Below are 25763 nucleotides of genomic sequence, written 5' to 3'. Positions count from 1 at the left end.
AAGTTTTGCCGATCTAGCTAGCTTTCATGTTCACTTGTCTACGCCAGTGTTTTCATTTGCGACGCTGCGCCGGCCCTGGCACTTGGAGAGTGCGCACGGCGTGTGGAGTCCAGTCGGAGGCGTATATCGCTCGCAGTTGGTTGCCTGGTTCATCGGTCACCAGCCATTCCAAGCGATCGGGGTCGAAGCTCAGGTACACGTCGCGGCCGGCGTGTCGGGCGCCGATAAACAGCTTGCGGTGATACGGCCCGATCTTGCCCGACTGATCGACACGACGGGGCACGCAATAGGTGCTGAGATGCTCAAGCACGCGGTCCCAGTTCCAGTGACGTCGTTCCCAACCTGCCGTGTAGGTGCGCCCCGAATGCTTCAGCTCGGGGAACGCCACGACTCGCGGCTGCTTGTGAATTGCGGGATAAACTTCGCGTTGCAAGCGATCTTCATGCCGCAGTCGCGATTGAAACTGACGCACAGTTCGGCACTGCCGCGGTTCCGCCCAAGTATTCACCAGGCTCTGACTTCGTTCGATCACGCCGTTCTCCTGCGGTCGGCGCGGCGTGTTCCAGTGCATCTCAATACCCAAGCCGATGAGCCATAGCGCGAGCGCGGTGGGGAGATCGCTCCACGAACCCCACGGTGCGCCGTTGTCGACACGCATCACGTGCGGCCTTCCATATTCGCTAAAAACCTGCCGCAAACAGGCCTGCACGCGAACCACGGGAACCTGCGTGAAGTGACCGAGGGGAAAAAACAAACGACATTAGCACCGCGCCGCTGCACTCATCGGCCACGCGCAACCACGACACCGGCGCGCCGCTGGCCAGTCGCTTCTGCTCCGCAGCATCAATCTGCCAAACGTGGTGCGGCTGCTCTGCTCGCGTCACGCGCGTGCCCTGGCGACGACCACTCGGCGCAGGCCGCGTGGTCCGCAACCAGCGCTGCAATGTGCGCGTGCTGGGAAGTTGAGCCGCAACAAACCACCGCGTTAATTCAATTCGCAAACGCTCAGCGCCCCAGCGCCGATGCTGCTCACGCAATCGCAATGTTCGCCGCCGCACCACTTCCGCATCCTGCGAACGCTCTCTGCCGCACGCCTGATAATTGGCCGCCAACGCAGCCTCGCCCCGCGCCCGCAACCGCTGCAAAAAGCTCCTCACCGTCCGCTCGCACAACTCCAACTCCTGGGCGATGAGCGCCACCGACTGCCCATTCTTAGATCGTCGCCAAATCGCCCGCCGAACCGCCAAAGCCAAAGCACGAGGCATGATCGAATCTCCGCAGCAACGAATTCACCAGACGCCCGAGACGAACTCATGCTACCGAATCCCACAACCCGGCAAAACTTTATGTCGCGATTAACGGCAAAACTATGTGTCGCGATTAACGGCATAACTTTATGTCGCGTGACAGGCTCCCGCCGAGCCGCCGGGGTGGAATTGCGAAGGCCATCGGCGACTGTTTTCGACCGGCGCGGCTCGGCGGGAGCCTCGCCCTCCCGAAATCAGCGCCAGCGTGAACGGTTACCAAAAGATCAGGCGAATGCTGCGAGGTTGGAAAATCGGAATGCGGTCTGGCAAGGAGTTCGCTTGAGTTTTCGCTCGTTCGAAATCTAGAGCGAGGGTAATTGCTCCAGTGCTATCACCCACGGTCGCGATGTGTTCGGGCCAAAGGCCCTTCTCCCGCCCCGTGCCGGGCTTTGCTACATTGCAGGGCTTGCGGCGTAACAATTTACGGAAAATTCACAGGCCCGCCGTCGAGACGCCACTGCCTGCACGCACGTGGCAGTTTCCGGCAGCCCAACAAGCGCGAAAGTAACGCAATGGCCCTCGATCCCTATCAACCGTGCCCCTGCGGCAGCGAAAAGAAGCTCAAGTTCTGCTGCGGCGCCGACGTCAGCAATGAGCTCGAAAAAATCCAGCTCGCCATCGAAGGCGAACAGCGGATGGCTGCCCTCGATCACATCAACAAGCTGCTGGCCACGCATCCCAAGTTGCCATCGGCCCTCATGTACAAAGCCATCGTCGAGCTCAGCCTTGGCGAACTCGATCAGGCCCGCCAATCGACCGACAAACTGCGTGAAGCAGCCCCGGCTAACCCCGCCGGCCTCGGCCTGGCCGCGGTGCTCGACTGCCAGGACGGCAAGGTGCTGGAAGCCATCGGCGAGGTGCAAGAAGCTCTCGAAAAGAACCCGGGCAAGATCCACCACTTGGTGTATCAAGCCATTGGTACGGTCGGTCGCGCACTGTTTGCCACGGGCGAAGTTCTCGCGGCCCGCGGCCATCTCACCTATCAAGTTCGCGTCACGCAAGGCAAGGACGAGCAAGCCTTCGGCGCGATGATGGACCTCGACGCCAGCGGCCAGGTGCCGCTCGTCGCCCACACCTTTGCCGATCTCGTGCCGCCGCCGATGGAAGGCTCGCTGACGGCGGCCGGTCTCGCGGAGTTCGGCAGCGCTTTGAAAGATGCGCAGTTCGGTTGTTTTCAAGCAGCAGCGAAGAAGTTCGAAGCCATCGCGGCCAGCGAACCGAACGAACCGTCGATCTGGCGCAACCTCGGTGCGCTGCTCGTCACGCTCGCCGAAGACGACATCGCCGCAGCCATCTTCCAGAAGTACGCTTCGTTCGCCGCCGTGCCCCGCGACGAAGCCATCGAAGCCGAAGGCCTCGCGCAGTTCCTCGCCATGAATGGTGAGGAATATCAAGTGCAAGAAGTGACGGCTACGTTCATCGTCAACGATGCGCCGACGCTGAAGGAAGCCTGGATCTCGAACAAGCAACTGCAGTCGATCAATCTCAACCCCAACGAACTCGATCTGGCCGAAGGCGAACCGCCGCCGCTGGCTGCGTTCTTTGTGCTCGATCGCGCCGTTCCCGCAACGGGTATCGACATTACCCGCGAAGCGATTCCGCGGGTCCTGGGCGAAGTCCTGTTCTACGGCAAGCAAACCGATCGCGATGCTCGCGTTGAATTCACGGCGCCCAAGCTCGACGATTTCGCCGACCGCGTGGCCGTGGTGAAGTCGCTCATCGGTTCGCATGCCCAAGGTGAACCGACCGAAGAAGCCGTTGGTTTTAACAATCGCAACGCGGCCATCCTCGCCGTGAACTGGCGGTTCCCCGACGATACGCCGGCCGATCTGCGGAAAGATCTCATTCTCGCGCAACGGCGGCATTTGCTGCTGAATACGTTGCCCGATTCGCCGCAAGCCAGCCTCGAAGGGAAGTCGCTCCGCGAAGGCGCCGCCGATCCCGCGCTGCAAAACAAAGCCCTCGCGACCATCCTGCTGATGGACCTCGCGCAGCCGCAAGAAGAACCGATCTTCAACGAACTGCGCAAGGCGCTCGGCTTGCCGGAGCTCGGTGAGTTCGAAGTTTCGGGCAAGAACATTCAACGGGCTTCGCTCGCGCAACTCTGCCGCGTCGACGCGACAAAGCTGAATGACGATGAGCTGATGCAAGCCTTCACGCGCGGCACGCTTGTCTCGTGCAAGCGGATCGTGCTGAAGGTGGGGCGCGAAATTGTCGCTCGACCGTCACTCGACAAGGTCGCAAATAAAGAAGACGTCTTCGAGATACTGTCGCGCCAATCGGGCGACCCGGGCGAGACGCTCGACCTGCTCTTGAAGGCGCAGGAATGGGCGGCTGCTCGCGGCCGTTCGCCGGCGCGGTTCATGTTGCAAGAGATTCCGCTCCGTTTGCTCCGCGGCGAACAAGCCGAGTTCACGCGCATCATGGACACGCTTCGCTCGAAGCACATGAACGAACCAGGCATCGCCCAAGGCTTATACATGATGCTCGCGCAGCTCGGTTTGATCCGCCCGCAAGGCGGCCCCGGCGGTATGCCAGGCCCTGGTGGCATGCCAGGAATGCCCGGCGCCATGGCAGGAATGCCCGGCATGGGAGCCGCCCCCGCGCCCGCCGCAGCCGGTGTGTGGACCCCCAGCGCTCCCGCCGCCTCAGCCGAACCCAAGAGCAAGTTGTGGTTGCCAGGAATGGATTAACGAACGCAGAACGAAGAAGGCAGAAGGCAGAAGGCAGAATGAGCGATAGCAACGGCCATCATCCGAGGTCTGAGGAGATCATCGCGCATCTGTCTGCTGCGGATAAGAAGCTCGCGGGGCTGATTGAGCAGGCGGGGCCGTTTCGGTTGTTGCCGGCGAACGGGACGATTTTTTCCGGGCTGCTGAAAGCGATTGTTTATCAGCAGCTCTCAGGCAAAGCGGCCGGAACGATTCACGGCCGGGTGATTGCGTTGTTGCCGAAGAAGCCGACCGAGCACGCTGCCGCGATTGCGACGTTGTCGGATGAAACGCTTCGTGGCGCGGGGCTGTCGCGCAACAAGTTGCTGTCGATTCGCGACCTGGCGGCGCGTAGTTCCGAAGGACTCGTCCCCGAGCGCAAGCAACTCGTGAAGATGGACGACGAAGCCATCATCGAAAGTCTGACCGAAGTTCGTGGCGTGGGCCGCTGGACGGCGGAGATGATTTTGATGTTCACGCTCGGCCGGCTCGACGTGCTGCCGGTTGCTGACCTCGGAATTCGCAAAGGCTTTGCGCTGACGTATGCGAAGAAGGGCGCGACCGAAGATCTTGCCGAGATGGATGCGATCACCAAACAAGGCCGCCGCTGGCAACCCTTTCGATCGGCAGCGGCGTGGTACTTGTGGCGGGCGTGCGATCTGGCGAAGACGACGCCCTAATTCAACCAACTACAGCCCTTGTTTCTCGCGGGCTGATTCTTCGGCTGCGACGCGCTGTTCGTCGGCTTTCATCTGCTGCACTTCGGCATCGGTGGCCGATGTCGGCAACTGACTTTTGCTTTGCGAACAGCCCACGGCGGATAAAACGCACAGGCCGATGGCCAGCCAAGCGCACGTGTAACGAGTCATGTGTGTTCCTTCGTGAATTCCGAGATTCAATTAAAATGGGCCGTTGAGAATGTTGCCGTCGCGGATCGTGCAGAAGTTTTTCCACACCGTTGCGTCGACGCTGAAAGTGACGTTGATGACCGATCCATCGGCGCGGGCAACGTTCACGCCGCCCGGATGCGTGCTGCCGAAGCGGCGCGACCAAAACGTGGGTTGCGTGCTATCCGGATGAAGATGATCGGGCTGCGGCGTCTCGGAACCGAAGCGAACGATGCACTCGTCCCAACCCGCATTGTTCCACGGTTCGTTGTCGCCTCCTGCCGTGCCCCACGTGGTGGGATGGACTTGCTTCTCGCCGATCATCAACGTCTGACTCGTGCCATCGAGCAGGTCGGCCATGCGGCGCTGCTGATCGACAGGCGTGCTGAGCGGTGTGGTGGTGCTCACCGTCGCCCACTGGCGAATGAAGCAACCTTCCTTGCCGTATTCGCCGATGACGTTGCCGCCGTTGGCTGCATAATCGTTTTTCGCCGAGCTGCCGTATTTCGCCGGCGGACGGCGCGTGGGGCAATAGTGACTCTTGATCGCAGCGAGATTGACGACCGCGTCGGACGTTTGATCGAAGACATTCTGCTGTTCGATAAACGGCAACAATTGAAACGCCCAACTCCAGCCGCGGCGATCATCTGCATTGCAGCAAGTCCGCGTGGGACCATCGGAGCCGGCGTTGGGAAAGTACAGATAGGTGTCGTGATGATTGTGCGCGGCGAGCGCCATCTGCTTCAAATTGTTCTGACATTGCATCCGCCGCGCTGCTTCGCGGGCCGCTTGCACGGCTGGCAAGAGGAGCGCTACGAGCACTCCAATGATGGCAATCACGACCAGCAATTCGACAAGCGTAAATCCCCAAGATCCGCGCCGGCGCGACACTCGCGCCATGGTCCATTTCCGATTCATCCTGTTCCTCCGTTCCGCAAAACTGATTAGCAAACCTGTCTCTGGCAGGCCTGCTTCGACTATAGAAATCAGTCGTGCGAGGACAGAACGGGGTCTCCGCTCAGAAGGGCTACACTTCACAAACTATTCACAAGAACTGCAAATACAGCCCGATAATTTGATGAAACCTTCGCGCAATTGGCGGTGGTCCGCAGTGACAAAGCGGCGCTCATCTCGGTCTGCCGCTTCAATCTGAGAATTTGCGACTACACCACTAAAGATCAGAAGCGGCAGAGCCTGATTTTCTTGCCGACACCTGCCATTTACGCGTCGGCCTACATTTTCTTTTTGGCAGTCTTCTTCTTGGCCGTTTTCTTCTTCGCAGTCTTTTTCTTCGGCCAGCCTTTTTGCATGTCGCTGTAGGCTTCTTGGCTGATGGTGCTCTTCTTTTTGCTGCGACTCTTACCGGCCTGCTTTCGCTTGTTGATGTTATTCACAAGCGAGTTCTTTTTGGCGGCGGCTTTTTTCTTCGCCATGGCAATTTCTCCGGGTGAGTAAATTGCCAAAGCACCCGCAAGTGCTATGCCAGGCGCAATTGAGATTCAACCCGTTTGACGACGTCTTCGAGACGGCAGTCCCCTTCGGGGAGGAGGAGGCTCTTCTTGCCGCTGACGAGCCATTCGCTGACTTTGTCTTCGGCCGAGATGACGGTGGTGTGGCTCTTGCGGCCGAAGTGCTTGCCGATTTCGGAGAGGGCGGCGCGGGTGTATTTGCGGGCCAGCCACATGGCGAGCATGCGAGGATGACTGACGACCGGCGACTTGCTTTCGGATTGGAGCGACTGCTCGTCGATGCCGAACATTTCGCAGATCGTGTTTGAGATGTCGGCGAGGCGGACTGCCTTGCGGTTGACGCGAACCAGATCGGCGAGCGCCCGCTGCGCGAACGGCAGGTCGATGCGGCAGTGCAGGGCTTCGCTGGTGGCATGCAAACGATTGAGCGCGCCGGCGAGTTGGCGGGCATCGCCGTCGAGTTGCGTGGCGAGCCACTCAAGCACGGTCTTCGGCGTGGGCGTTTGATGCGAACCAGCGAGTTGTTCGAGAATGCCGAGCCGAGTTTGCAGATCGGCGGCATCGATTGCACAAACCAAGCCGCCGCCGATACGGCCGACGAGCTCGCTGCCGAGGTTCTTCAGCTCGGGCAAGCTGCGATCAGCGGCGAAGACAACCTGGCGGCCGGCGCGGAGGAGCGTATCGACGGTGTGCTGCAATTCGGTGAGGGTCGACGGTTTACCGGCGAAGAATTGCAAGTCGTCGATCAGCAGCAATTCGACATCGCGATACTTGCGACGAAAGCTGGGCAACCCGGAGCCGCGCAGGGCTTCGACGAACTGTGTGGTGAACTGTTCGGCAGACAGATAAATAGTGCGGCGCTGCGGCGCGACTTGGCGGGCATAGCGCCAGCAACCTTCGAGCAGGTGCGTCTTGCCGCTGCCGGGTGGTCCCGAAAGGAACAGCGGCGAGTAACGGCCGAGCTGGCTCAGCAGGTTTTTGACTGCAGCGTGCGCGAGACGATTCCCCTCTCCTACTACAAAGGCGTCGAGCGATGCAAAGTTACGACGCGCCATGCGGTGAGGTTGTTGAGCAGGAGTTTGATCAGACGAATCGTCCGGGGAGGAAGCATTGTGGCTTGCAGCTGGCACGCTGGGCAAACGAAAAATCGTTGCCGCGGCCGGAGGAGGCGACTGCTCAATAGTATCAGATGGGAGCAAGGGCGGGTGAATCGTGCTGGGGGCAGCGGGGGGAGAGGACGGTACGGCGGCGGCAGATTCGACTGGGGCCGGATCAACAGCAACCAAGCCGGGAAATTCCCGTTGTACCGGTCCGCCTTTTATCGGCGTGACGCGGCCGCCAACCACAGCCGTTTTCGACTGCTCGGCGACTCTCAGATCAACGATCGCTTGTGGACCGATGACATCGACTGCGGCAGCCTGCAGCTCGCCCTTGAACCGTCGCAGCCGATCGAGCCGGAAGGAATCGGGAGCGGTGAGGATCAGGCGTTCTCCTTCCCGTTTCCACGAAAAGGAGGCGCTGGCCCACATCGCGACTAGTTGAGTTCCGACCTTGCCAGCCAATGCGGTTTGCACGGCTGACACGATCTCCATATCGTCCCTGGTCACGCTGATCGCATCCTACGCGCGCACCGCTAGCGCCGAAATTCCGAGGGGGGAACTGCACCGGCGGTTTTCGGCCGAGGGGATTCATTCCCAAGGTGAAACCGTACGGTGGCTGCCGGCGATTGCAGCACGAGTCCTGAAAGGAAAGAGAGTCAGCATTCAATTGCCAACTCTCGTTGATTGCCCGTTACGACGTCGGCGATTGTAGCCGTGCTAGCTAGGGTGTCAAACCGACAGAGGGAGGTCGCTAGCGGAAAAACTTCATGGGCTCTTCATCCTGCAGTGAAACTGGCAAAAAACCGTGAGCGAGCTGATTCGAGAGCGCGCGATCGGGCTCCAGATGATCGTGGAAATCTTGTCGCCGAGTCGGCGCAAGTTTGCCAGAGCGAGGCGGAAGTCGTTGGCAGGCCGTGCTTTTCAGAAAATGGATTTGCCGTGAGGTGAGCTCGGCGCGTTGTGGAGTCGTCGCTTGGAAGTGAAACGCAGAACGGAAATCCGCAGCGCCCGAGCGGCCAGCGCTGGTATTGACCCGTGGGGCATTTAGAATGGGGCGTGCTGGTCGCGCGGGCGGTTCTGTCTGGGTATTCATTGCCGGTTTCGAGAAGTTGAACTTTTGTGCTGGCAAATGGCACTTAGGGAATGGCGCTCGGTGCGCACTTGCGGTTTCAGAGAATGACCGCGAGGGCGCGTGGCGAGCAACGCGGCTCAGAACCCGCCGGATCTCCGCGGTCGCGTTTCGTACTCTTCCTTGTTTTTCCCCTCTGTTTTCCTCGCAGTATTTTTCTTCCTGAAGGAATTGCTTCCATGGGTAATCCCGCCGATGCCGCCAGTCCCGAAGACCTGAAGGCCTTGGAGAACCTGAAATCCGTCTATCAGGCCGTCCGCAGCGAACTGGCGAAAGTGATCGTCGGCCAAGAGGAAGTGGTCGAACAGATTCTGATCGCGATCTTTGCCCAAGGTCACGTCCTGCTCGAAGGTGTGCCGGGCCTCGCCAAAACCTTGATGGTCAGCACGCTGGCCCGCTCGCTGCACCTGGCCTTTAACCGCATTCAGTTCACTCCCGACTTGATGCCGTCGGACATTACCGGCACGGAAGTGATTCAGGAAAACAAGGAAACCGGCGAACGTGGCTTCCGCTTCATCAGCGGGCCGATTTTTGCCAACATCATTCTGGCGGACGAAATCAACCGTACGCCGCCGAAGACCCAGGCCGCGCTGCTCGAAGCGATGCAAGAACGCCAGGTGACCATCGGCGGCAAGCGGCACACTCTGCCAGGGCCGTTCTTTGTGCTCGCCACGCAGAACCCGATCGAACAAGAAGGTACCTACCCGCTGCCCGAAGCGCAGCAGGACCGCTTCATGTTCAAGGTCTTCGTGAAGTATCCCAGCTACGACGAAGAATATCGGATTGCCGAGAGCACGACTTCGAACATCGTGGCCACGGTCAAGGAAGTCCTCTCCGGCGAAGAGATCATCCGCCTGCAACAGCTCGTTCGCCGCGTGCCGGCCGCTCCGCACGTGCTGCACTATGCCTTGCGATTGGTTCGCGCCACTCGCGTGATGGAAGCCGATGCGCCAGGCTTTATCAAGGATTGGGTCAGCTGGGGTTCGGGCCCGCGCGGTATGCAATTCCTCCTGCTCGGCGGCAAGGCCCGTGCGATGCTCAACGGCCGGTTCTTTGTGAACACCGACGACATCAAGGCCGTCGCCTATCCGGTGCTCCGCCATCGCGTCATCACCAATTTCAACGCCGAATCGGCTGGGATCACGCCTGATAAGGTGATCGACAAGCTGCTGGCCGAAATCCCGGCTCGCCGACAGGGCGACGATGTGGCGCCGGAGCTGAAGCGGGCGTTCGGCTAAAGCAAGTTTGAAGTTCGATGGCGTAGGCCGGAACAAGCAACGCGCAGTTCCGGCATGAAGTGCACATCTGCCGGAACTGCGTTGAGTACAGCTTGTTCCGGCCTACAAAGAAACTGCTCATGTCCTTACCCACTTATCTCGATCCGAAAACCCTGGATCGCATCAAGCGGCTCGATGTGCGGGCCCGCCTGGTCGTCGAGGGTTTTATTTCGGGCCAGCACCGCAGTCCGTATCACGGCTATGCGGTGGAATTTGCCACGCACCGCGAATACGCCCCCGGTGATGACATCCGGCACATCGACTGGAAAGTCTGGTCGAAGACGGACCGGCATTACATCAAGGAATACGAAGAAGAAACCAATCTGCGCTGCACCATCCTCGTCGATTGCAGCAAGAGCATGCGGTACACGGCGCCTTGGTCGAAGTTCGACTATGCCGCGACCGGCGCCGCCAGCCTCGCCTATCTGCTGCAACAACAGCAAGACGCCGTCGGCCTGGTTGCCTTCAATACCAAGGTTCAAAAGTATTTGCCGGCGAGCTCGCACCCCAATCACCTGAAGCTGTTGATGCACGAGCTCGAGCAGTTGCAGGTCGATGAGCAGACCGATGTCTCGCGCGTGTTTCCGGAACTCGCCCAGCAGATTCGCCGCCGTGGCATGGTGGTGCTCTTTTCGGATCTCTTCACGGACATTCCCACGCTGTCGGAAGCCTTGCGGCAGTTCCGGCTGCGGCGGCATGAAGTGATCGTCTTTCAGGTCATGCACGACGACGAGTTGACGTTTCCTTTCCAGGACAACACGCTCTTTCGCGGCCTGGAAATGAACGTGCAGTTGCACACCGAACCGCGGTCGCTGCGTAAGAGCTATCTCGAGAACGTCCAGAAGTTTCTCGAGGAAGTTCGCAAGACCTGCGCCTCGGCCGGCATCGATTACGTGCTGATGAATACCAAGGATCCGCTCGACGCGGTCCTCGGCACTTACCTTACCTTCCGTCAAAAAGTCCGCCGTCAGGCGCTGCGCCACTGATGCCCACCATGCCCTTCCTCATCGGTCAATTCGAAGCGCTCGGCGGCTTGAGCAGCTGGGCCGGCACGTTCTTGACGAACCCGCTGCTAGCCGGCATCGGTCTGGCAGCCATTTCGGTGCCGATCATCATCCATTTGCTGAACAAGCGACAATTCAAAATCGTCGATTGGGCGGCGATGGAATTTCTGCTCGATGCAGAAAAGAAGAACCGCCGACGCGTACGGCTCGAAAATCTGATCCTGCTGCTCCTCCGCTGCCTGGCGATCTTTTTGCTCGGCTTGCTGCTCGCCCGGCCGTTCTTTCCGACGGCGATGACGGCGGGATTGATCGATGCCCAGCAGTTTGAACGGATCATCCTGCTCGATGACTCGCTGAGCATGCAAACGCGGCAAGGAAACGATTCGATCTGGGACCTGACGCGGAAGCGGGTCGTCGATCTGACGAACTCCCTCTCCGATGGTTCGCAAGACAACTCGCTGACGCTTCTCCTCACGTCGCGCCCCGACAAGCCGGTTTACAACGGCGCGCACTTGTCGCGCGAAAGCGTTACCGAGATCAACGATCTGCTCGGCAAGCTCGAAGCCAGCGATCAACCGGCCGGCCTCCCTGCGGCACTCAAGGAACTCGAACAATACCTGTCGTCGCAACCGGCGAACATCAATCGCGTGGTCTACATCGTTTCGGACTTGCGGCAGCACGATTGGCGGGCCAATGATGAAACGCCTGAGTCGCCGGCCAAGATGATGACGCGCATCAGCAAGTTGGCCTCGGCCAGCTACATCGTCGACGTGGGCGACACCGAAGATCGCAATCTGGCGATCACCGCCGTCAAGCCGGAAGGAACGCTCGTCGAAGGCGTGTCGTCGCGGTTCGATGTTTCCGTTTCCAACTTCGGCAGCACCGAAGCCAAAGACGTGCGCGTGAAGTTCGTCGCTGGCGAAGCTTTGCCGCTGCAAAACGAAATCGACAAGATCGGCCCCGGCGAAACAGTGAACACCAGCTTTGCGTTTGCCTTTACCGGCGATGAGGAGACCGATGGCGCTGCTGGTCCAGGACAACTCGCGCCGCGGAAAGTGAAGATCGAAGTCTCTTCAGCCGCTCAAGGCGAAGACGATCGTCTTCCCGCCGACAGCATTTCGTACTTTCCCGCCCGGCTCGTTCGCGGCATTCCGGCTTTGATCGTCGACGGCGATCCTTCGTCCGCCTTCGGCAAAGCCGAGTCGTTTTATCTCAAGCGTGCTTTGTCGCCGCACGGCCCGGTTCCCAGCGGCATCGCCGCCGATATCGTGACCGAGAGCGAATTTGAATCGCTCAAGCTGGATAAGTACCAAGTCATCTTCCTCCTCAATGTTTATCGTCTCGGAGAAAAGCCCGAAGAAACCATCGCCGCGCTGGAGCGCTGGGTCGCGGCTGGCGGCGGGCTGGTGATTTTCCCCGGCGATCAAATCGACGAAGCCTTTTTCAATCAGCATTACTTCAAGGATGGCAAAGGACTGTCGCCGCTGAAGCTCGAGAACATCAAGGGTGACGAAACCGACGAAACTTGGTCGCTCCTTCGCGTCGAGCAGACCAATCACGAAGTGCTCAAGGTGTTCGGCGGTCAAAACAACCCCTTCCTCGACAACGTGAAGCTCTTCCGCTGGTGGGGCTCGAGCCCAATCAAGGAACAGGTCGGCAATCAGGTGGCGATCACGGCCAAGCTGAACGATCCGGATGATTCGCCGGCTTTCGCCGAACGATCGTTCGGTCAGGGCCGCGTCTTCTTCAGCGCCGTTCCGGCCGATGCCGATTGGACGAACTGGACGAGCGACCCGAGCTATTTGATCGTGATGCAGGAAATGGTCCGCTACCTGGCTGGCAATCGGGGCGATCAAGGTTTGCTCCGCGTCGCCCAGCCGATCCGGCAACCGCTCGATCTGACGAACTACGAAATCGACGCCTCGCTCGAAGGCCCTCGCGAACGCAAAGCCAACGTGCAAGCCACGGCCATTGATGGCGACGAACCAGCGAAGAAGGACGAGCCAGCGACCACGCCCCAGCCGCTCGATGTCGCTGCCGTGGCTCCCACCAACGGCAAATCAAACGGCCAAGCCACCGTCTGGCGGCTGGAATATCCGAGCACCGATCTGCAGGGCTTTTACGAATTGAAACTCGCCCGCCGTGGTTCGACAAATCCCGAAACAGTGTTGTTCGCGGCCAATGTCGATCCGACCGAAGGTGATTTGAAGCGTGTCGACCAGGCCGTTTTGAAGAAGAACCTCGGCGATGCGAAAGTCGAAATCATCACGGCCGACAAACTGAGTGGTCTCGACAGCAGCGGCGCCAATTCGGAGATCTGGTGGTACCTGCTGTGGGCCGTGGTCGTGGTGCTCTGCTCGGAGCAATTATTTGCCTGGTGGTTCGGTCGGGCGCGATAATGCGGTGGTCAGCCGCCGGCAAAAACATTTGGTAGGAGGAACTGAAATGGCCCATCGTCAACCCACTTGTCCGCGCTCGGTTTCATCAAATGGCAAGTGGTTCCTCGCGATGCTCCTCGGCATTTTCGCGGGGCCGTTGCTGTGGAACGCCGTTGCGCAACCTCCCACAGTGCTCCCCGCACCAGCCGTGCGCCGCTTGGCTCCCGGCGGCGCTGCCGACAAAGCCAAGGCCAGCGATGACGCGGCCGAACAGATGAAGGACTTGTCCGAGAAGGAATTTCCTGGCGGCGCTCCGCTCAAGACCGATCCCGAACAACAACGCCTGCTGAAGCGCGCTGAAGTCTGCGTCGCCGACGGTCGCCTCGATTTGGCCACCGTGCTGTGGCAGAAAGTGCTCGACGAAGCGGGCGATACGCTGATGACCCGCGACGGCGGGTTTTATACCTCGCTGGCGGAAGAAGTCGAGCGGATGATCATCACGCTGCCACCCGAGGCTCTCCGCACCTACCGCTTGCAAGCCGATGGCCAGGCCGAGTTGATCATTGCCAAGGCCGCGCCGGGCGACGAAGAAAACGCCCTGGCCGAAGTCGTTCGCCGTTACTTCCTCAGTTCGGCTGGCGACGATGCAGCCTACAAACTGGCCTGTCTCGCCATCGATCGCCATGACTTTGTCGGCGCGAGTCGTTTGCTCGGCAAGATCATTGAGCAGTATCCCGATCCGTCGATGCCGAAGAGCGAAGTGCTGCTGCGCCTCGGCGTCGCGAGCGCTCGCATGGGCGATCGCGAAGCGGCCAAGAAGTGGCTGACGAAGTATGCCACCGTCGGCGGCGAACGGCCGAGCAGCGAAGTCTTCGACATGGTCCTCACCGATGTCGCGCAATCGACGCAGCAGAGCGTGGCCGCAGGTTCGGCAACGGACAATTGGTCGATGCTGCTTGGCGGCGGTTCGCGCACCGGCCACATGCAATCGTTGCCGAGCGAAGCCACTGCTCGCACGCTGACCGAAGCCTTCGTCTATCAATATCAACTCGCAGCCGGCGAGGGTGGCGGTCAGAATCCGTGGGGCAACATGATGGGTTCGATGGGCCTGCACGGCCGTCCGCATCAGCAGCCCGGCGGCCGCAATGTGCCCGCCATTCCCCGCGAACCACTCGTCAACGCGTGGCGGCAAAATCGTTGGATGCCAACGTCGCAGTTGCTCTTCGACAAAGGAATGGTGATTGTCAAAACGGCCGACGAACTGGTGGCCTTCAAAGCCGGTGCGTCCGAGCGCGAACCCGCCTGGCAGACCGTTCGCCAGAACGAATACAACCTCGACGGTCAGACGGCTGACATGTCGCGGATGCAGCAACAGGGGATGCCGACTGGCGGTAACGAGCCGAAATCGGTCGGCGAAGTGTTTCTGTTCGGCGATCGCGTGCACCAGTCGATGTCGATTCACAAAGGCATCGTCTACTGCCTCGAAGGAAAAGACTTCGACGCCTTCAAGCCGCCGGTTCCCGGCATGGCTCTCGCAGGCAAACCGTTCCAATGGAACGTGACGCCGCGGCGCACGCGCAGTAACTTCCTCGCCGCCTATCAGGTGAACTCCGGCAAATTTGCAGGCCGTCGCGCTGCCAGTGACGAAGACAAAGAAGGCTCGCAAGACGTCGGCTTCCTCGGCGCTCCGGTCGGCTTCGGCAATCTGTTGCTCGTGCCGGTTACCGATGGCGGCGCCATCTGGCTGTACGCTCTCGAAGAAGCCCGTATGAAGGCCGGCGACAATTTCATGCCCACCGTTTGGAAGTGCTACCTCTGCGACGAACCGTCGAAGGGCTGCAATCCCTGGTCGACCATCGTGCCGGCTCTCGACGGTCGCGATTTGTATCTGACCTGCGGCACGGGCGTGGTGTTCAACGTCGATGCCGTTTCCGGCACCGTCCGTTGGGCGACTCGCTACACGCGCGAAGGAACGCCCGATCAGCGGATGCGAAATTACGGCAACATGCAGAACCGCGAACTCTATCGCGAGTGGGAAGACGACGTCGTTATTCCGCACGGTCGGGCACTGATCGTGATGGCTTCGGATAACCGGACAGTCTTTGCCCTCGATCGCCGGACGGGCGAAGAGCTCTGGAGTTCGCCGCGGTTCGATCTCCCCAAGCCTTCGGATAAGCTCCCCGCGACTTATTGCCTCGGCGTGAAAGGTCCCTACCTCTATGTCGCCGGCAAGAACATCGTCCGTTGCATCAAGGCCACGGGCGGCAGCCGCGTGTGGGAAAAGGAAATCGAAGATTCGTACGGCCACGGCGTGCTGACAGCCGACGCGATGTACGTGCCGGTCCGCGATTCGATTCTCAAGCTCGATCTGGAAACCGGTAAGGACCTGGGGCAAGTCGGCGTCGCCCTGCCCACCGATGATCCGGTCGGCAATATCTATTCCGATGGTCAAAAGCTGTGGGTCGCCGGCGCGGGTCGCGTCTACGCGATGACCACGCTCGAACATCGGCTGAAGACTCTTTCCGAACAAATCGCCGCCGGCGATCCCGAAGCGCAGCTGACGCGCATGCGGCTGATGTTTAAGGACAAGAAGCTCGACGAAGCCCTAACTGATCTGCGCGGCGCGTATCAGCTCTTCCGCCAGAAGGTCGCGCCCGATGAATCGGTCACGCGGTTGTTCCAAGCGATGCACGAACTCAAGCTGCCGCAAGACAAGCCGCTGATCGCGCTCGACTTGTTGAACGAGTTGTTTGTCAAGGGTTCGCCGCCGCCGTTCAATGCCGAGCTGAAAGCCAAGCGAAGCGAAATGCTCCTTACTTCCTTGCGCAACGCTCGCCAACAAAAGCTGCCGCAACTGACGGCTGCGCTGCTGCAAGTCGCGCCGCTCCTCGATACCGATCACCTCGTTCACTCGGCCGCCTCGGCCATTCAGTTCACCGCGACTGCTGAGGACCGCGAACGGCTGACGGCAGCCATCGTCAGCGATCAACCGATCGCGCAGGCCATCTCCATCGGCGGTCTCGCCAAGATCGCCGGCGCCGAAGCCAAGGATGCGCTGACCAAAGTAATCTCGACTGGCGATGAACGCTCGAAGCTGGCCGGCGCTCGCGCACTGGCCAATCTCGGCGAGCGCGACAGCCTCAAGACGTTCCTGGAACTGCTGAACTCAGACAACTCCCGCACCCGACTCCGCAGTCATCAGGCGTTGCGTTCCCTCTCGGGAAAGCAGGTTGCCTTTTCGACCGAAGCTAAACCAGAAGAGCGAGCCAAGGGAGTTGAGGAATGGAAGAAATGGGTCGAAGCCGAAGGCCAAACAGCCAAGCTGACGATTCCACTTCCCGAAAACGACCTGCCGCTCGGTCGCATACTGATGGTCTCTTACGGCCAGTCGACCGTCATCGAACTCGATGGCGACAAGAAGGAACGCTGGCGCACGCGGGCGATGAATCCTTGGTGCTGCCAAGGTTTGCCGAACGGCAATCGTTTGATCGCCGGTTTCAACCAGGGCCAGAACAGCGTCATCGAATACAACGAAGACGGCAAGGAAATCTGGCGGAAGGATCGCTTGCCGGGCATTCCTTACAGCGTGCAACGCCTCGAAAACGGCAACACGCTGGTGGCTTGCAAAGATCAGCAACAGATCGTGGAAATTTCTCCTGATGGCACGACGAAGTCGATGCAGGTGCCAGGGCATCCGATGTATGCCCAGCGTTTGGAAAACGGCAATACGCTAATCGCCCTGCAGCAAGGCAGCCGCGTAATTGAGATGAATGCGAAGAACGAGACCGTGTGGGAAGCCCGCGCCATGAATGGGCCCTGCTTTGCCCAGCGGCTGGAGAATGGCAACACGCTGATCGTGCAGATGCATACCGGCCAAGTGGTGGAAATGGATGCCGCTGGCAAGGACCCGGTTTGGACCAGCCGCGTGCCACTCGTCAGCCCGATGTGCGCCCAGCGCCTGCCGAACGGCAACACCTTGATCGCCGACAATAACGGCGTGACCGAGGTCGATGCCTCCGGCCAGCAAGTGAAATGGCGCCACGCTCAGAACAACGTCACCGGCGTTTCGTCGTATTAATCATGAACTGCTTCCGTCATCTGCGACTCTTCGCCCACAGCGCGTCCTGCGTGCTGCTGGTCGCGTTGTTGTTGCTGGGGACGACGGCAGTTTACGGCGAGGATGACATCTACGTTCAGCACCTGGCCAAGTACGGTGTCGAGCCAACGGCGGAGTCGATTGCCGCTTATTTGAAATCGCTCACGCCTTCGACCGATCAAAAGCAGACGCTGCAGAAACTGATCGGCAAGCTGGATGACGAATCATACGCGACCCGCGAAGCCGCCACGCGCGAACTGGTTCGTCAGCCAAGCGGCCTCAACGAATTGCTGGCTGCCGCCATCGCCGGCGGCAATCCCGAGGTTCGCTGGCGGGCACAACTCGTCTCCGAACAAACTACCCGCGAAAGTCAGGCCCTGCTGCATGCCGCGCTGATGGCCATCGCGCAGCAAAAGATCACCGGCCTGGCGACTCCGCTGCTCGAAGTGTCGCAGTTCTGCACAGCTGAACCGCTCCGCAGCCCCCTTCGCCGCGCGCTGGTTGCCACGCTCCTGCCGAATGACACTTCGCTGCTGACAGCCGCACTGAAAGCACCGGAGGCGGACCTGCGAGCACTCGCGGCCTACGCCCTGCCTTCGGCTTCTGCGACGCTTGCCGACGAGCAACTGCCGAAGCTGCTGAGTGACGATTCAACGGCGGTGAAAATGGTCGCCGCCCGCGCGCTTGCCAATCATGGTCGGCGCGAAGCGTTGCCGGTGCTCGTCGAATTGCTCGGCGCCGACGACCTGCCGCTGCGTGTCGAAGCCTTTCGCACGCTCAAGGCAGCCACTGGTCAGTCGCATTCCTTCGTCGTTTATGATTCCGCCGAAAAGCGGGCCACGCAGCAACAAGGCTGGCGCGATTGGCTCGCCGGTGACGGCAAGACGGCAGAGCTGAAGTTCCCGCTGCGCGAATCGCAGATCGAACTCGGCCGCTTGCTCGTCTGCGATCAGCAGCAGAATCAGCTCATCGAGTACGACGCGCAAGGGAAAGTGGTTTGGACCAAACAAACGCCGCCGCAGCCCTGGGGCTGCCAGGGTTTGGAAAACGGTCATCGCCTGGTTTGCTGCTACACCGAAAAAGTAGTGATCGAATACGACACCAAAGGCGACGAAGTGTGGAAGGCCGGCGGTTTGCCTGGCGGTCCGACCAGCGTGCAACGCCTCGAAAGCGGCAACACGCTGCTGGCTTGCACCGAGGGCTCGGAGCTGGTCGAGGTCGATCGCAGCGGCAAAATCGTCTGGCGTGTCCAGGTCGAAGGTCGCCCCGTCGATGCTCGCCGGCTCGAAGACGGCCGGACGTTGGTCGCGCTGCAAAACGCTCAAAAAGTGGTCGAGGTCGATACGGCAGGCAAAGTTGTGTGGGAACTAGCCGGCGTGGGAAACGCTTTCTGTGCGCAGCGGCTCGACAACGGCAACACGCTGGTCTGCACGGTCGGCAACGCTCAGGTTCGGGAGTTCGACCGCGACGGCAAAGTGGTTTGGGCCCAAGGAAAGTTCCAGACTCCCTACACCGCACAACGATTGAGCAACGGCAACACGATGGTTGTCGACCGCAAAGGCGTGCATGAAATCGACCCTGCCGGCGAAGAAGTCAGCCTGGTTGCCACACCCCGCCTCAGCCGCGCTTGGAAGTATTGATCGACACCGCTAATCCTCACTGACGAATCACACCCAAATCAGCCAACCTCTCGCAATCGAGTTTACATTGAACGCTTTCCTCCTTGCCGCCGACACCCCTGCTGCCGAACCGTGGTGGCATCGGCTGTTGCAATTTCTGGGTCATGATTTTCGCGACGTCGCGCCCGGCGAGAAGATCGAGTTTCAGTGGACCAACATGCCCGCCAGCGCCGGCGTGTTCGTGCTGATCGGCGTGGTCTTCGCGCTGCTGTACGCGGTCTTCTTTCTCTATCGTCGCGAGCTCGAAACCTGCCCGCGCTGGATCAAGTACACCCTCGCCGGTTTGCGATCTGCCGTGGTGCTGCTGCTGACCATCGTCTTCCTCGGACCGGCACTGGTCGTGGTCAAGGAACGCACCATCAAGCCGACGCTGATCCTGGCGCGCGACGCTTCGCTGTCGATGAACACCACCGACCGCTTTGCCGATGAACTCACAGCCGCCCCGACGGCGGCTGCACTGCAGATGAGCGTGAATGAACTGCGCGAGCAGAAGTTGACGCGGGCTCAGATTGTCGACAAGTTGCTCGATCCGACCAACGAATATCACTTGCTCAGTCAACTCGCCACACGTGGTCGCGTGCAAACGTTGGACTTCGCCGATCGCGTCGAAAAACTCGAAGTCCGCGGCTCGACGGGCACCACGGAAAAGAAACCCGACGCCCCGGCCAATGATCCCAAGGCGAACGACCCAAAATCCAAAGACCCCGCGCAACCCGCCGCGCTCCCCAAGCTGAATGCCAACGGCCGCGGCACCGACTTTTGGACCGCCATCCGCGAATCCGCCGCCAGCGATAATCCTGCCGCGGCCATTTTCTTCAGCGATGGCCAGCACACCGCCAAGGATGACCCGCTGACCGCCGCTCGCGAAGCCAAAGAACGCGGCATGCCGCTGTTCATCGTCGGCGTGGGTGATCCCAGCGTGCCGAGAAACATCAAGGTCTCGAATGTTTATGTCCGGCCGCAGGCCTGGCAGAACGAGCCCTTCGAAATCGATCCCGTGATCGTTGCCAACGGCATCGACTCGACCGAGGTTCGCGTCGAACTGATCGAACAGCGCGTTTCCGACAGCGACCAAGCCGTCGGCGAAGGGACCGTGGTCCAATCGCAGCAAGTTACCTTCGATCGGCAAAACACGCGCAAACAGGTGCAGTTCTCGCACACGCCCAAGGAAGCGGGCCGAGCCGTCTATCGCGTCCGCGTCGAACCGCTAGAAGACGAACTCGACGATGCCGACAACGAAATGTCTTCCCCCGTCGTGAAGATCCTCAGCCGCGAGCGCGTCCGCGTGCTGCTCGTCGCCGGTGCGCCCACCTGGGAGTTCCGCCTCGTGCAAAAGCTGCTCGCGCGCGACAAAACGATTGTCGTTTCCTGCTGGCTGCAAACGCTCGATGAAGAACGAGCTCAGGAAGGTACGCGGCAGATCTCAGCGCTGCCGGTCACGCGCGAGGATCTGTTCTGGTACGACGTGATCATGCTCTTCGATCCCAATCCGCAGGAGTTCGATCAGCAGTGGGTCGAGCTCGTGAAGCAGTTCGTCGGCGAACACTCCGGCGGTCTGCTCTTCATGGCAGGACCAAAACACTCCGGCCGTTTTTTGACGGGCGCACGAACCAGCGAATTCCAAAAGATTCTGCCCGTCAGTTTCGGCGACGTCGGCGCGATGGAAGTGGCATCGCTCCTCACGACCAATCAACGTGCCTGGCCGCTGAAGGTCGTGCAATCGAACGCCGATCACGCGATCATGCGGTTCTATCCCGATCGGCAGGAATCGCTGCAGCGGTGGGAAACACTGCCGGGCATTTTCTGGAGCTTTCCGTCGCAAGGACCGAAGCCCACGGCGCAGGTATTGCTCGAACATAGCGATCCCACGCTCCGCAGCGTCGAAGGCTCTCGGCCACTCATCGTCGCAGGCCGCTATGGCTCGGGACACACGTTGTACTTGGGCATGAACGGCACTTGGCGGTGGCGTCGCGCCGGCCGGCAAGCCGAGTTCTTCGATAAGTTCTGGATTCAAAGCGTGCGCTATCTCGTCGAAGGTCGCTCGCTCGAAGGTCGTCGCCGCGGCAAGTTGAATACCGACAAGGATCGCTACGAAGTGGGTGAGCGCGTGACGATCACCGCCAACCTGCAAGATCCAACCTATAACCCGCTCGAGCTGCCGAGTGTCGAAGCGACGGTTCAGGTCGGCAGCGAAGCACCCGAAACGATTCGCCTGCAACCCACACCCAATCAAAAGGGAAATTACGAAACGACCGTCACCGCCAAGAAGATCGGCATCAACATGCTGCGGATCAACATTCCTAGCGGTGACGCGGAAGGGGCCACGCTCGAGTTGCCGTTCACCGTCGAGTTGCCGAGCGTCGAGACCAGCCAGGTTTGGCTCGATACCGAACGGCTCACCAATCTCGCCGAACTTTCCGGCGGCAAGTACTTCTCCGTGAATCAACTGAAGGAACTCGCCGCGGCGATTCCCGATAAATCTGAAACGATCGAAGTTCGTGAAAAGCCCGATCCGCTGTGGGACGTGCGGGGCATGCTCTTCGCGCTTGTCGGTCTGCTCGGTGTCGAATGGTTCGTCCGCAAGCAATGCAAATTGATGTAAGCCAACTTTCGCTCTGATTTCCACTCGATTTCATTGCCGTCATTCAAAGCAGTAATCCTCATGTCCGATATTTCCCTTCCTCAGCTGTCGCAACTAACCAGCGATGTCGTCAATCGGCTGGCCCAGCTCCGCCGCCAGTTGGCCGTTTGGTTTTGGGTCGACGGTCTCAGCCGCATTCTCTGGGCGGTCATCGCGCTGCTGGCGATCGACATGGTCATCGACCTCGTCTTTCGCATGGACAAGCCGCAGCGCGCGGTGATGCTGGTGCTCATCGCCGGCGCGCTCGCCTGGATCACCTGGCGCCGTTTGCTGAAACCGCTGGGGGCCAACATCAGCGACGACGCGCTCGCCCTCGAAGTGGAACGCCGCAATCCGGGCCTCAGCCAGAGCATGATCAGCGCGCTACAGTTCTCGCGAATGGAAGATCTCGAAGGCCGCGGCTATTCGCAGGCCATGGTCCGTCAGACCGTGCAACGCGGAGCGACGGCCTCGGCCGATCTGAACTTCGGTGCAGTCCTCGACGATCGCGAGTTTCGACTCAACTCCTTTTTGCTCCTCTCCGCCGGTGCGCTGCTCGTCGCGCTCGCCATCGGCAGCGTGACTCATCCGCTGCTGCACATCTGGGCCAACCGCAATCTGTTGCTCGGCGACCTGGTTTGGCCGCAGAAGACATACCTCAAAATCGAGCGCGCCGACAACGGCAAGGTCGTGTTTCCTCGCGGTGAAGACTGGACGCAAGTTGTCTCGGTCACCAAGGAGAGCGAAGTCGTTCCCGAAAATGTCTACATCGATTTCCGCCGTGCTCGCGGCCGGGCGACGCAGACGATGAAGCACAAAGAAGGTTCCAACTCAGAGGAAGTGAAGGCTCAGTTCGAAGCCATCTTTGCCAGCGTGATCGAGCCCTTCGAGTTTCGCGCTCGCGGCGGCGATGCCTACACGCCCTGGGTTACCGTCGATCTGGTCGAACAGCCTTCGATCAGTGATTTGCAACTGGAAGTCGATCCGCCGAAGTACACCAAGCTACCGCCGCAACCGCTGCCGCCGGGTCGTGGACCCTACTTCATTCTGAAGGGGAGCACGCTCCACTTGAAAGGAACGGCGAACAAGGAACTGGTTCGCGCGGAGATTCGCCATGACGGCAAATCGCAAAAGCTGAGCATCGCCGGCGGTAAAAAGATCTCGGGCGAACTGCCGCCAGCCGACATCGCCGCGACGCAGTATGTGCTCGATCTCGAAGACACGCTCCATCTCACCTCGCGCCGGCCGACTTCGTTTGGCCTGCGGATCCGGGCTGATCGCGAGCCGCGTGTGCGCGTCCGCCTGATCGGCGTGAGCGGCATGGTCGTTCCCAAGGCTCGCATTCCCTTCCGCTGCATCGTCACCGACGACTTCGGCGTGACCAATCTCAACGTGCAGTTTCAGTGGCGCGGCGATGACCCGGCCCGCCCCGAAGGAAAGGGCGAGTTCAAGTTCGACGCCATCAAACCGAACCTCGGCAAAGCGGAGCTCAACCTCGACGACGTGCTGGAACTCGAATCGCACAATATTCCGACCGGCAGCGGTCTGACGTTCCATTTCGCCTCGACCGACAACGACGACGTCTCTGGCCCGAACATCGGCCGCTCTTCGGATTTCCTCCTCCGCGTGGTGACCGAGGAAGAACTCCGCACCGACTTGCTCCGCCGCGAAAAAGAACAACGGCAAGAGTTCGAACGGCTGGTCAAGGGTGAGGAAGATCTGCAAACCGACGCCAAGGCTCTGGAGGCCGCTTCACGCGAAGCCGCCGAACTCACGCCGGAGCAAAAAGACCAGCTGATGCAGATGCAGAAGAAGCAAAAGGTCTACGCCACCAACGTCAACGCCATCGCCGAGCGGATGGCGAACATCCTGATCGAGGTCGAGAACAACCGCCTCGAAGAAGCCAACGGCAAGCTGCAGGGGCGGCTCAATGAAATCATCAAGCCGCTCCGCGAGCTGGCCGATGCCGATATGCCCGCCATCGTGCAATCGCTCGATCAGGTTCGCCGTCAAGGAAGCCTGCAAAAGGAGCGGGCCGAAGCCATTACTGCCACGCTCGGTCTGGAAGAAAAAGCCGTCGAGAAGATGAAGCGAGTCCTGTCGCTGATGGTGAAGTCGGAAGGCTACCAGGAAGCGGTGAACCTGCTGTACGAAATTCAGAAGTCGCAGCAGGACGTGCTCGAGCGGACCGTCAAGGAACAGAAGGAGCGCATCCAGCGGATTCTAGAAGGTAAAGAAACACCCAAGCCGTAGTCTCCCTTAAGTTCCTTCGCTTGCGAAAAATATAACACCCGCGCCGAGTTTCCGTCGTCTCGCGAAGGACCACGGCGATCAGCGCTTGCGCCAAAAAACGGCTGTGATATTGCTGTTTTTATATAACAGTTTATCACAGCCTATTTTTAATCTCTTGCGCACTTCTGTTGGGCAAGCGTTTCTTTCCGTGCATGGCGAGGATTTCGGGAGGGCGAGGCTCCTGCCGAGCCGCCGAGGTGGAATTGCGAAGGCCGTAGGCGACTGCTTTCGACCGGCGCGGCTCGGCGGGAGCCTGTCACGCGACACAAAGTTTTGCCGCGTTAATAGCGACATAAAGTTTTGCCGATCTAGCTAGCTTTCATGTTCACTTGTCTACGCCAGTGTTTTCATTTGCGACGCTGCGCCGGCCCTGGCACTTGGAGAGTGCGCACGGCGTGTGGAGTCCAGTCGGAGGCGTATATCGCTCGCAGTTGGTTGCCTGGTTCATCGGTCACCAGCCATTCCAAGCGATCGGGGTCGAAGCTCAGGTACACGTCGCGGCCGGCGTGTCGGGCGCCGATAAACAGCTTGCGGTGATACGGCCCGATCTTGCCCGACTGATCGACACGACGGGGCACGCAATAGGTGCTGAGATGCTCAAGCACGCGGTCCCAGTTCCAGTGACGTCGTTCCCAACCTGCCGTGTAGGTGCGCCCCGAATGCTTCAGCTCGGGGAACGCCACGACTCGCGGCTGCTTGTGAATTGCGGGATAAACTTCGCGTTGCAAGCGATCTTCATGCCGCAGTCGCGATTGAAACTGACGCACAGTTCGGCACTGCCGCGGTTCCGCCCAAGTATTCACCAGGCTCTGACTTCGTTCGATCACGCCGTTCTCCTGCGGTCGGCGCGGCGTGTTCCAGTGCATCTCAATACCCAAGCCGATGAGCCATAGCGCGAGCGCGGTGGGGAGATCGCTCCACGAACCCCACGGTGCGCCGTTGTCGACACGCATCACGTGCGGCCTTCCATATTCGCTAAAAACCTGCCGCAAACAGGCCTGCACGCGAACCACGGGAACCTGCGTGAAGTGACCGAGGGGAAAAAACAAACGACATTAGCACCGCGCCGCTGCACTCATCGGCCACGCGCAACCACGACACCGGCGCGCCGCTGGCCAGTCGCTTCTGCTCCGCAGCATCAATCTGCCAAACGTGGTGCGGCTGCTCTGCTCGCGTCACGCGCGTGCCCTGGCGACGACCACTCGGCGCAGGCCGCGTGGTCCGCAACCAGCGCTGCAATGTGCGCGTGCTGGGAAGTTGAGCCGCAACAAACCACCGCGTTAATTCAATTCGCAAACGCTCAGCGCCCCAGCGCCGATGCTGCTCACGCAATCGCAATGTTCGCCGCCGCACCACTTCCGCATCCTGCGAACGCTCTCTGCCGCACGCCTGATAATTGGCCGCCAACGCAGCCTCGCCCCGCGCCCGCAACCGCTGCAAAAAGCTCCTCACCGTCCGCTCGCACAACTCCAACTCCTGGGCGATGAGCGCCACCGACTGCCCATTCTTAGATCGTCGCCAAATCGCCCGCCGAACCGCCAAAGCCAAAGCACGAGGCATGATCGAATCTCCGCAGCAACGAATTCACCAGACGCCCGAGACGAACTCATGCTACCGAATCCCACAACCCGGCAAAACTTTATGTCGCGATTAACGGCAAAACTATGTGTCGCGATTAACGGCATAACTTTATGTCGCGTGACAGAGCCTCGCCCTCCCTTCGTTCGCCGCGAGACCATTTGCCTGCGTGAATGGTTACTGCCGCTATTGGGAATTTACCGCTGCCGAAATCGATTCGTGGTAGATTGACCTGC

General features: G+C 60.1%; 17 protein-coding genes. 9 read left to right on the top strand and 8 right to left on the bottom strand.

Translation table 11 applies throughout. The features are described from left to right. Nucleotides 1-52: 52 nt before the first annotated feature. Together M9Q49_RS31020 and M9Q49_RS31015 are read right to left on the bottom strand one after the other, a co-directional pair. Nucleotides 53-661 (bottom strand): hypothetical protein, encoded by a 609-nt coding sequence (locus M9Q49_RS31020; RefSeq protein WP_254507120.1) that lies wholly within the window; start codon nucleotides 659-661, stop codon nucleotides 53-55. A 19-nt stretch (nucleotides 662-680) separates the two neighbouring features. Next, a complete protein-coding gene (locus tag M9Q49_RS31015; protein ID WP_254507121.1) occupies nucleotides 681-1265 on the bottom strand; it encodes a helix-turn-helix domain-containing protein in 585 nt (194 codons plus the stop codon). 554 nt (nucleotides 1266-1819) lie between these two features. On the opposite strand from M9Q49_RS31015, the gene M9Q49_RS31010 reads away from it, so the two are divergent. Continuing rightward, nucleotides 1820-4000, top strand: a complete 2181-nt coding sequence (locus tag M9Q49_RS31010; protein WP_254513185.1) for a hypothetical protein — start codon at nucleotides 1820-1822, stop codon at nucleotides 3998-4000. 38 nt (nucleotides 4001-4038) lie between these two features. Next, entirely contained in the window at nucleotides 4039-4698 is a 660-nt protein-coding gene (locus tag M9Q49_RS31005) for a DNA-3-methyladenine glycosylase family protein (RefSeq protein WP_254513184.1), read from the top strand. Nucleotides 4699-4707: 9 nt separating this feature from the next. Here M9Q49_RS31005 and M9Q49_RS31000 read toward each other — a convergent pair whose 3' ends face one another. The 4 genes from M9Q49_RS31000 to M9Q49_RS30985 all read right to left on the bottom strand — a co-directional run bounded on the left by M9Q49_RS31000 (nucleotide 4708) and on the right by M9Q49_RS30985 (nucleotide 7981). Further along, entirely contained in the window at nucleotides 4708-4887 is a 180-nt protein-coding gene (locus M9Q49_RS31000; RefSeq protein ID WP_254513183.1) for a hypothetical protein, read from the bottom strand. Between the two features lie 30 nt (nucleotides 4888-4917). Further along, entirely contained in the window at nucleotides 4918-5823 is a 906-nt protein-coding gene (locus tag M9Q49_RS30995) for a DUF1559 domain-containing protein (RefSeq protein WP_254513182.1), read from the bottom strand. Nucleotides 5824-6137: 314 nt separating this feature from the next. After that, the gene (locus M9Q49_RS30990; protein WP_254513181.1) at nucleotides 6138-6338 is read right to left on the bottom strand and encodes a hypothetical protein; all 201 of its coding nucleotides are present in this window, start codon (nucleotides 6336-6338) and stop codon (nucleotides 6138-6140) included. A 44-nt stretch (nucleotides 6339-6382) separates the two neighbouring features. After that, a complete protein-coding gene (locus tag M9Q49_RS30985) occupies nucleotides 6383-7981 on the bottom strand; it encodes a DnaA/Hda family protein (protein WP_254513180.1) in 1599 nt (532 codons plus the stop codon). A gap of 801 nt (nucleotides 7982-8782) precedes the next feature. Here M9Q49_RS30985 and M9Q49_RS30980 point away from each other — a divergent pair. The 7 genes from M9Q49_RS30980 to M9Q49_RS30950 all read left to right on the top strand — a co-directional run bounded on the left by M9Q49_RS30980 (nucleotide 8783) and on the right by M9Q49_RS30950 (nucleotide 23910). Beyond that, nucleotides 8783-9841 carry an AAA family ATPase gene (locus M9Q49_RS30980; protein WP_254513179.1) on the top strand — a complete coding sequence of 353 codons (1059 nt, stop codon included), beginning with the start codon at nucleotides 8783-8785 and terminating at the stop codon, nucleotides 9839-9841. 119 nt (nucleotides 9842-9960) lie between these two features. Beyond that, nucleotides 9961-10866 (top strand): DUF58 domain-containing protein, encoded by a 906-nt coding sequence (locus M9Q49_RS30975; RefSeq protein WP_254513178.1) that lies wholly within the window; start codon nucleotides 9961-9963, stop codon nucleotides 10864-10866. Nucleotides 10867-10874: 8 nt separating this feature from the next. Next, a complete protein-coding gene (locus M9Q49_RS30970; RefSeq protein ID WP_254513177.1) occupies nucleotides 10875-13283 on the top strand; it encodes a BatA domain-containing protein in 2409 nt (802 codons plus the stop codon). A gap of 46 nt (nucleotides 13284-13329) precedes the next feature. After that, on the top strand, nucleotides 13330-17340 hold the full coding sequence (locus M9Q49_RS30965) for an outer membrane protein assembly factor BamB family protein (protein WP_254513176.1): 4011 nt from the start codon (nucleotides 13330-13332) through the stop codon (nucleotides 17338-17340). A 2-nt stretch (nucleotides 17341-17342) separates the two neighbouring features. Further along, nucleotides 17343-18998, top strand: coding sequence for an outer membrane protein assembly factor BamB family protein (locus M9Q49_RS30960; RefSeq protein WP_254513174.1), 1656 nt, complete (start codon nucleotides 17343-17345; stop codon nucleotides 18996-18998). 67 nt (nucleotides 18999-19065) lie between these two features. Continuing rightward, nucleotides 19066-21639, top strand: a complete 2574-nt coding sequence (locus M9Q49_RS30955) for a hypothetical protein (protein WP_254513173.1) — start codon at nucleotides 19066-19068, stop codon at nucleotides 21637-21639. A gap of 60 nt (nucleotides 21640-21699) precedes the next feature. Continuing rightward, the gene (locus M9Q49_RS30950; protein ID WP_254513172.1) at nucleotides 21700-23910 is read left to right on the top strand and encodes a hypothetical protein; all 2211 of its coding nucleotides are present in this window, start codon (nucleotides 21700-21702) and stop codon (nucleotides 23908-23910) included. A 386-nt stretch (nucleotides 23911-24296) separates the two neighbouring features. Here the strand turns inward: M9Q49_RS30950 and M9Q49_RS30945 are convergent, their stop codons facing one another. Together M9Q49_RS30945 and M9Q49_RS30940 are read right to left on the bottom strand one after the other, a co-directional pair. Then, entirely contained in the window at nucleotides 24297-24905 is a 609-nt protein-coding gene (locus M9Q49_RS30945; protein WP_254507120.1) for a hypothetical protein, read from the bottom strand. A 19-nt stretch (nucleotides 24906-24924) separates the two neighbouring features. Next, a complete protein-coding gene (locus M9Q49_RS30940) occupies nucleotides 24925-25509 on the bottom strand; it encodes a helix-turn-helix domain-containing protein (protein WP_254507121.1) in 585 nt (194 codons plus the stop codon). Nucleotides 25510-25763 lie beyond the last annotated feature (254 nt).

The organism is Anatilimnocola floriformis, assembly GCF_024256385.1.
GTDB classification, from domain to species: domain Bacteria; phylum Planctomycetota; class Planctomycetia; order Pirellulales; family Pirellulaceae; genus Anatilimnocola; species Anatilimnocola floriformis.
The sequence above is the reverse complement of the archived record's forward strand: the minus strand, read 5'-3'. Positions and strand labels throughout refer to the sequence as shown.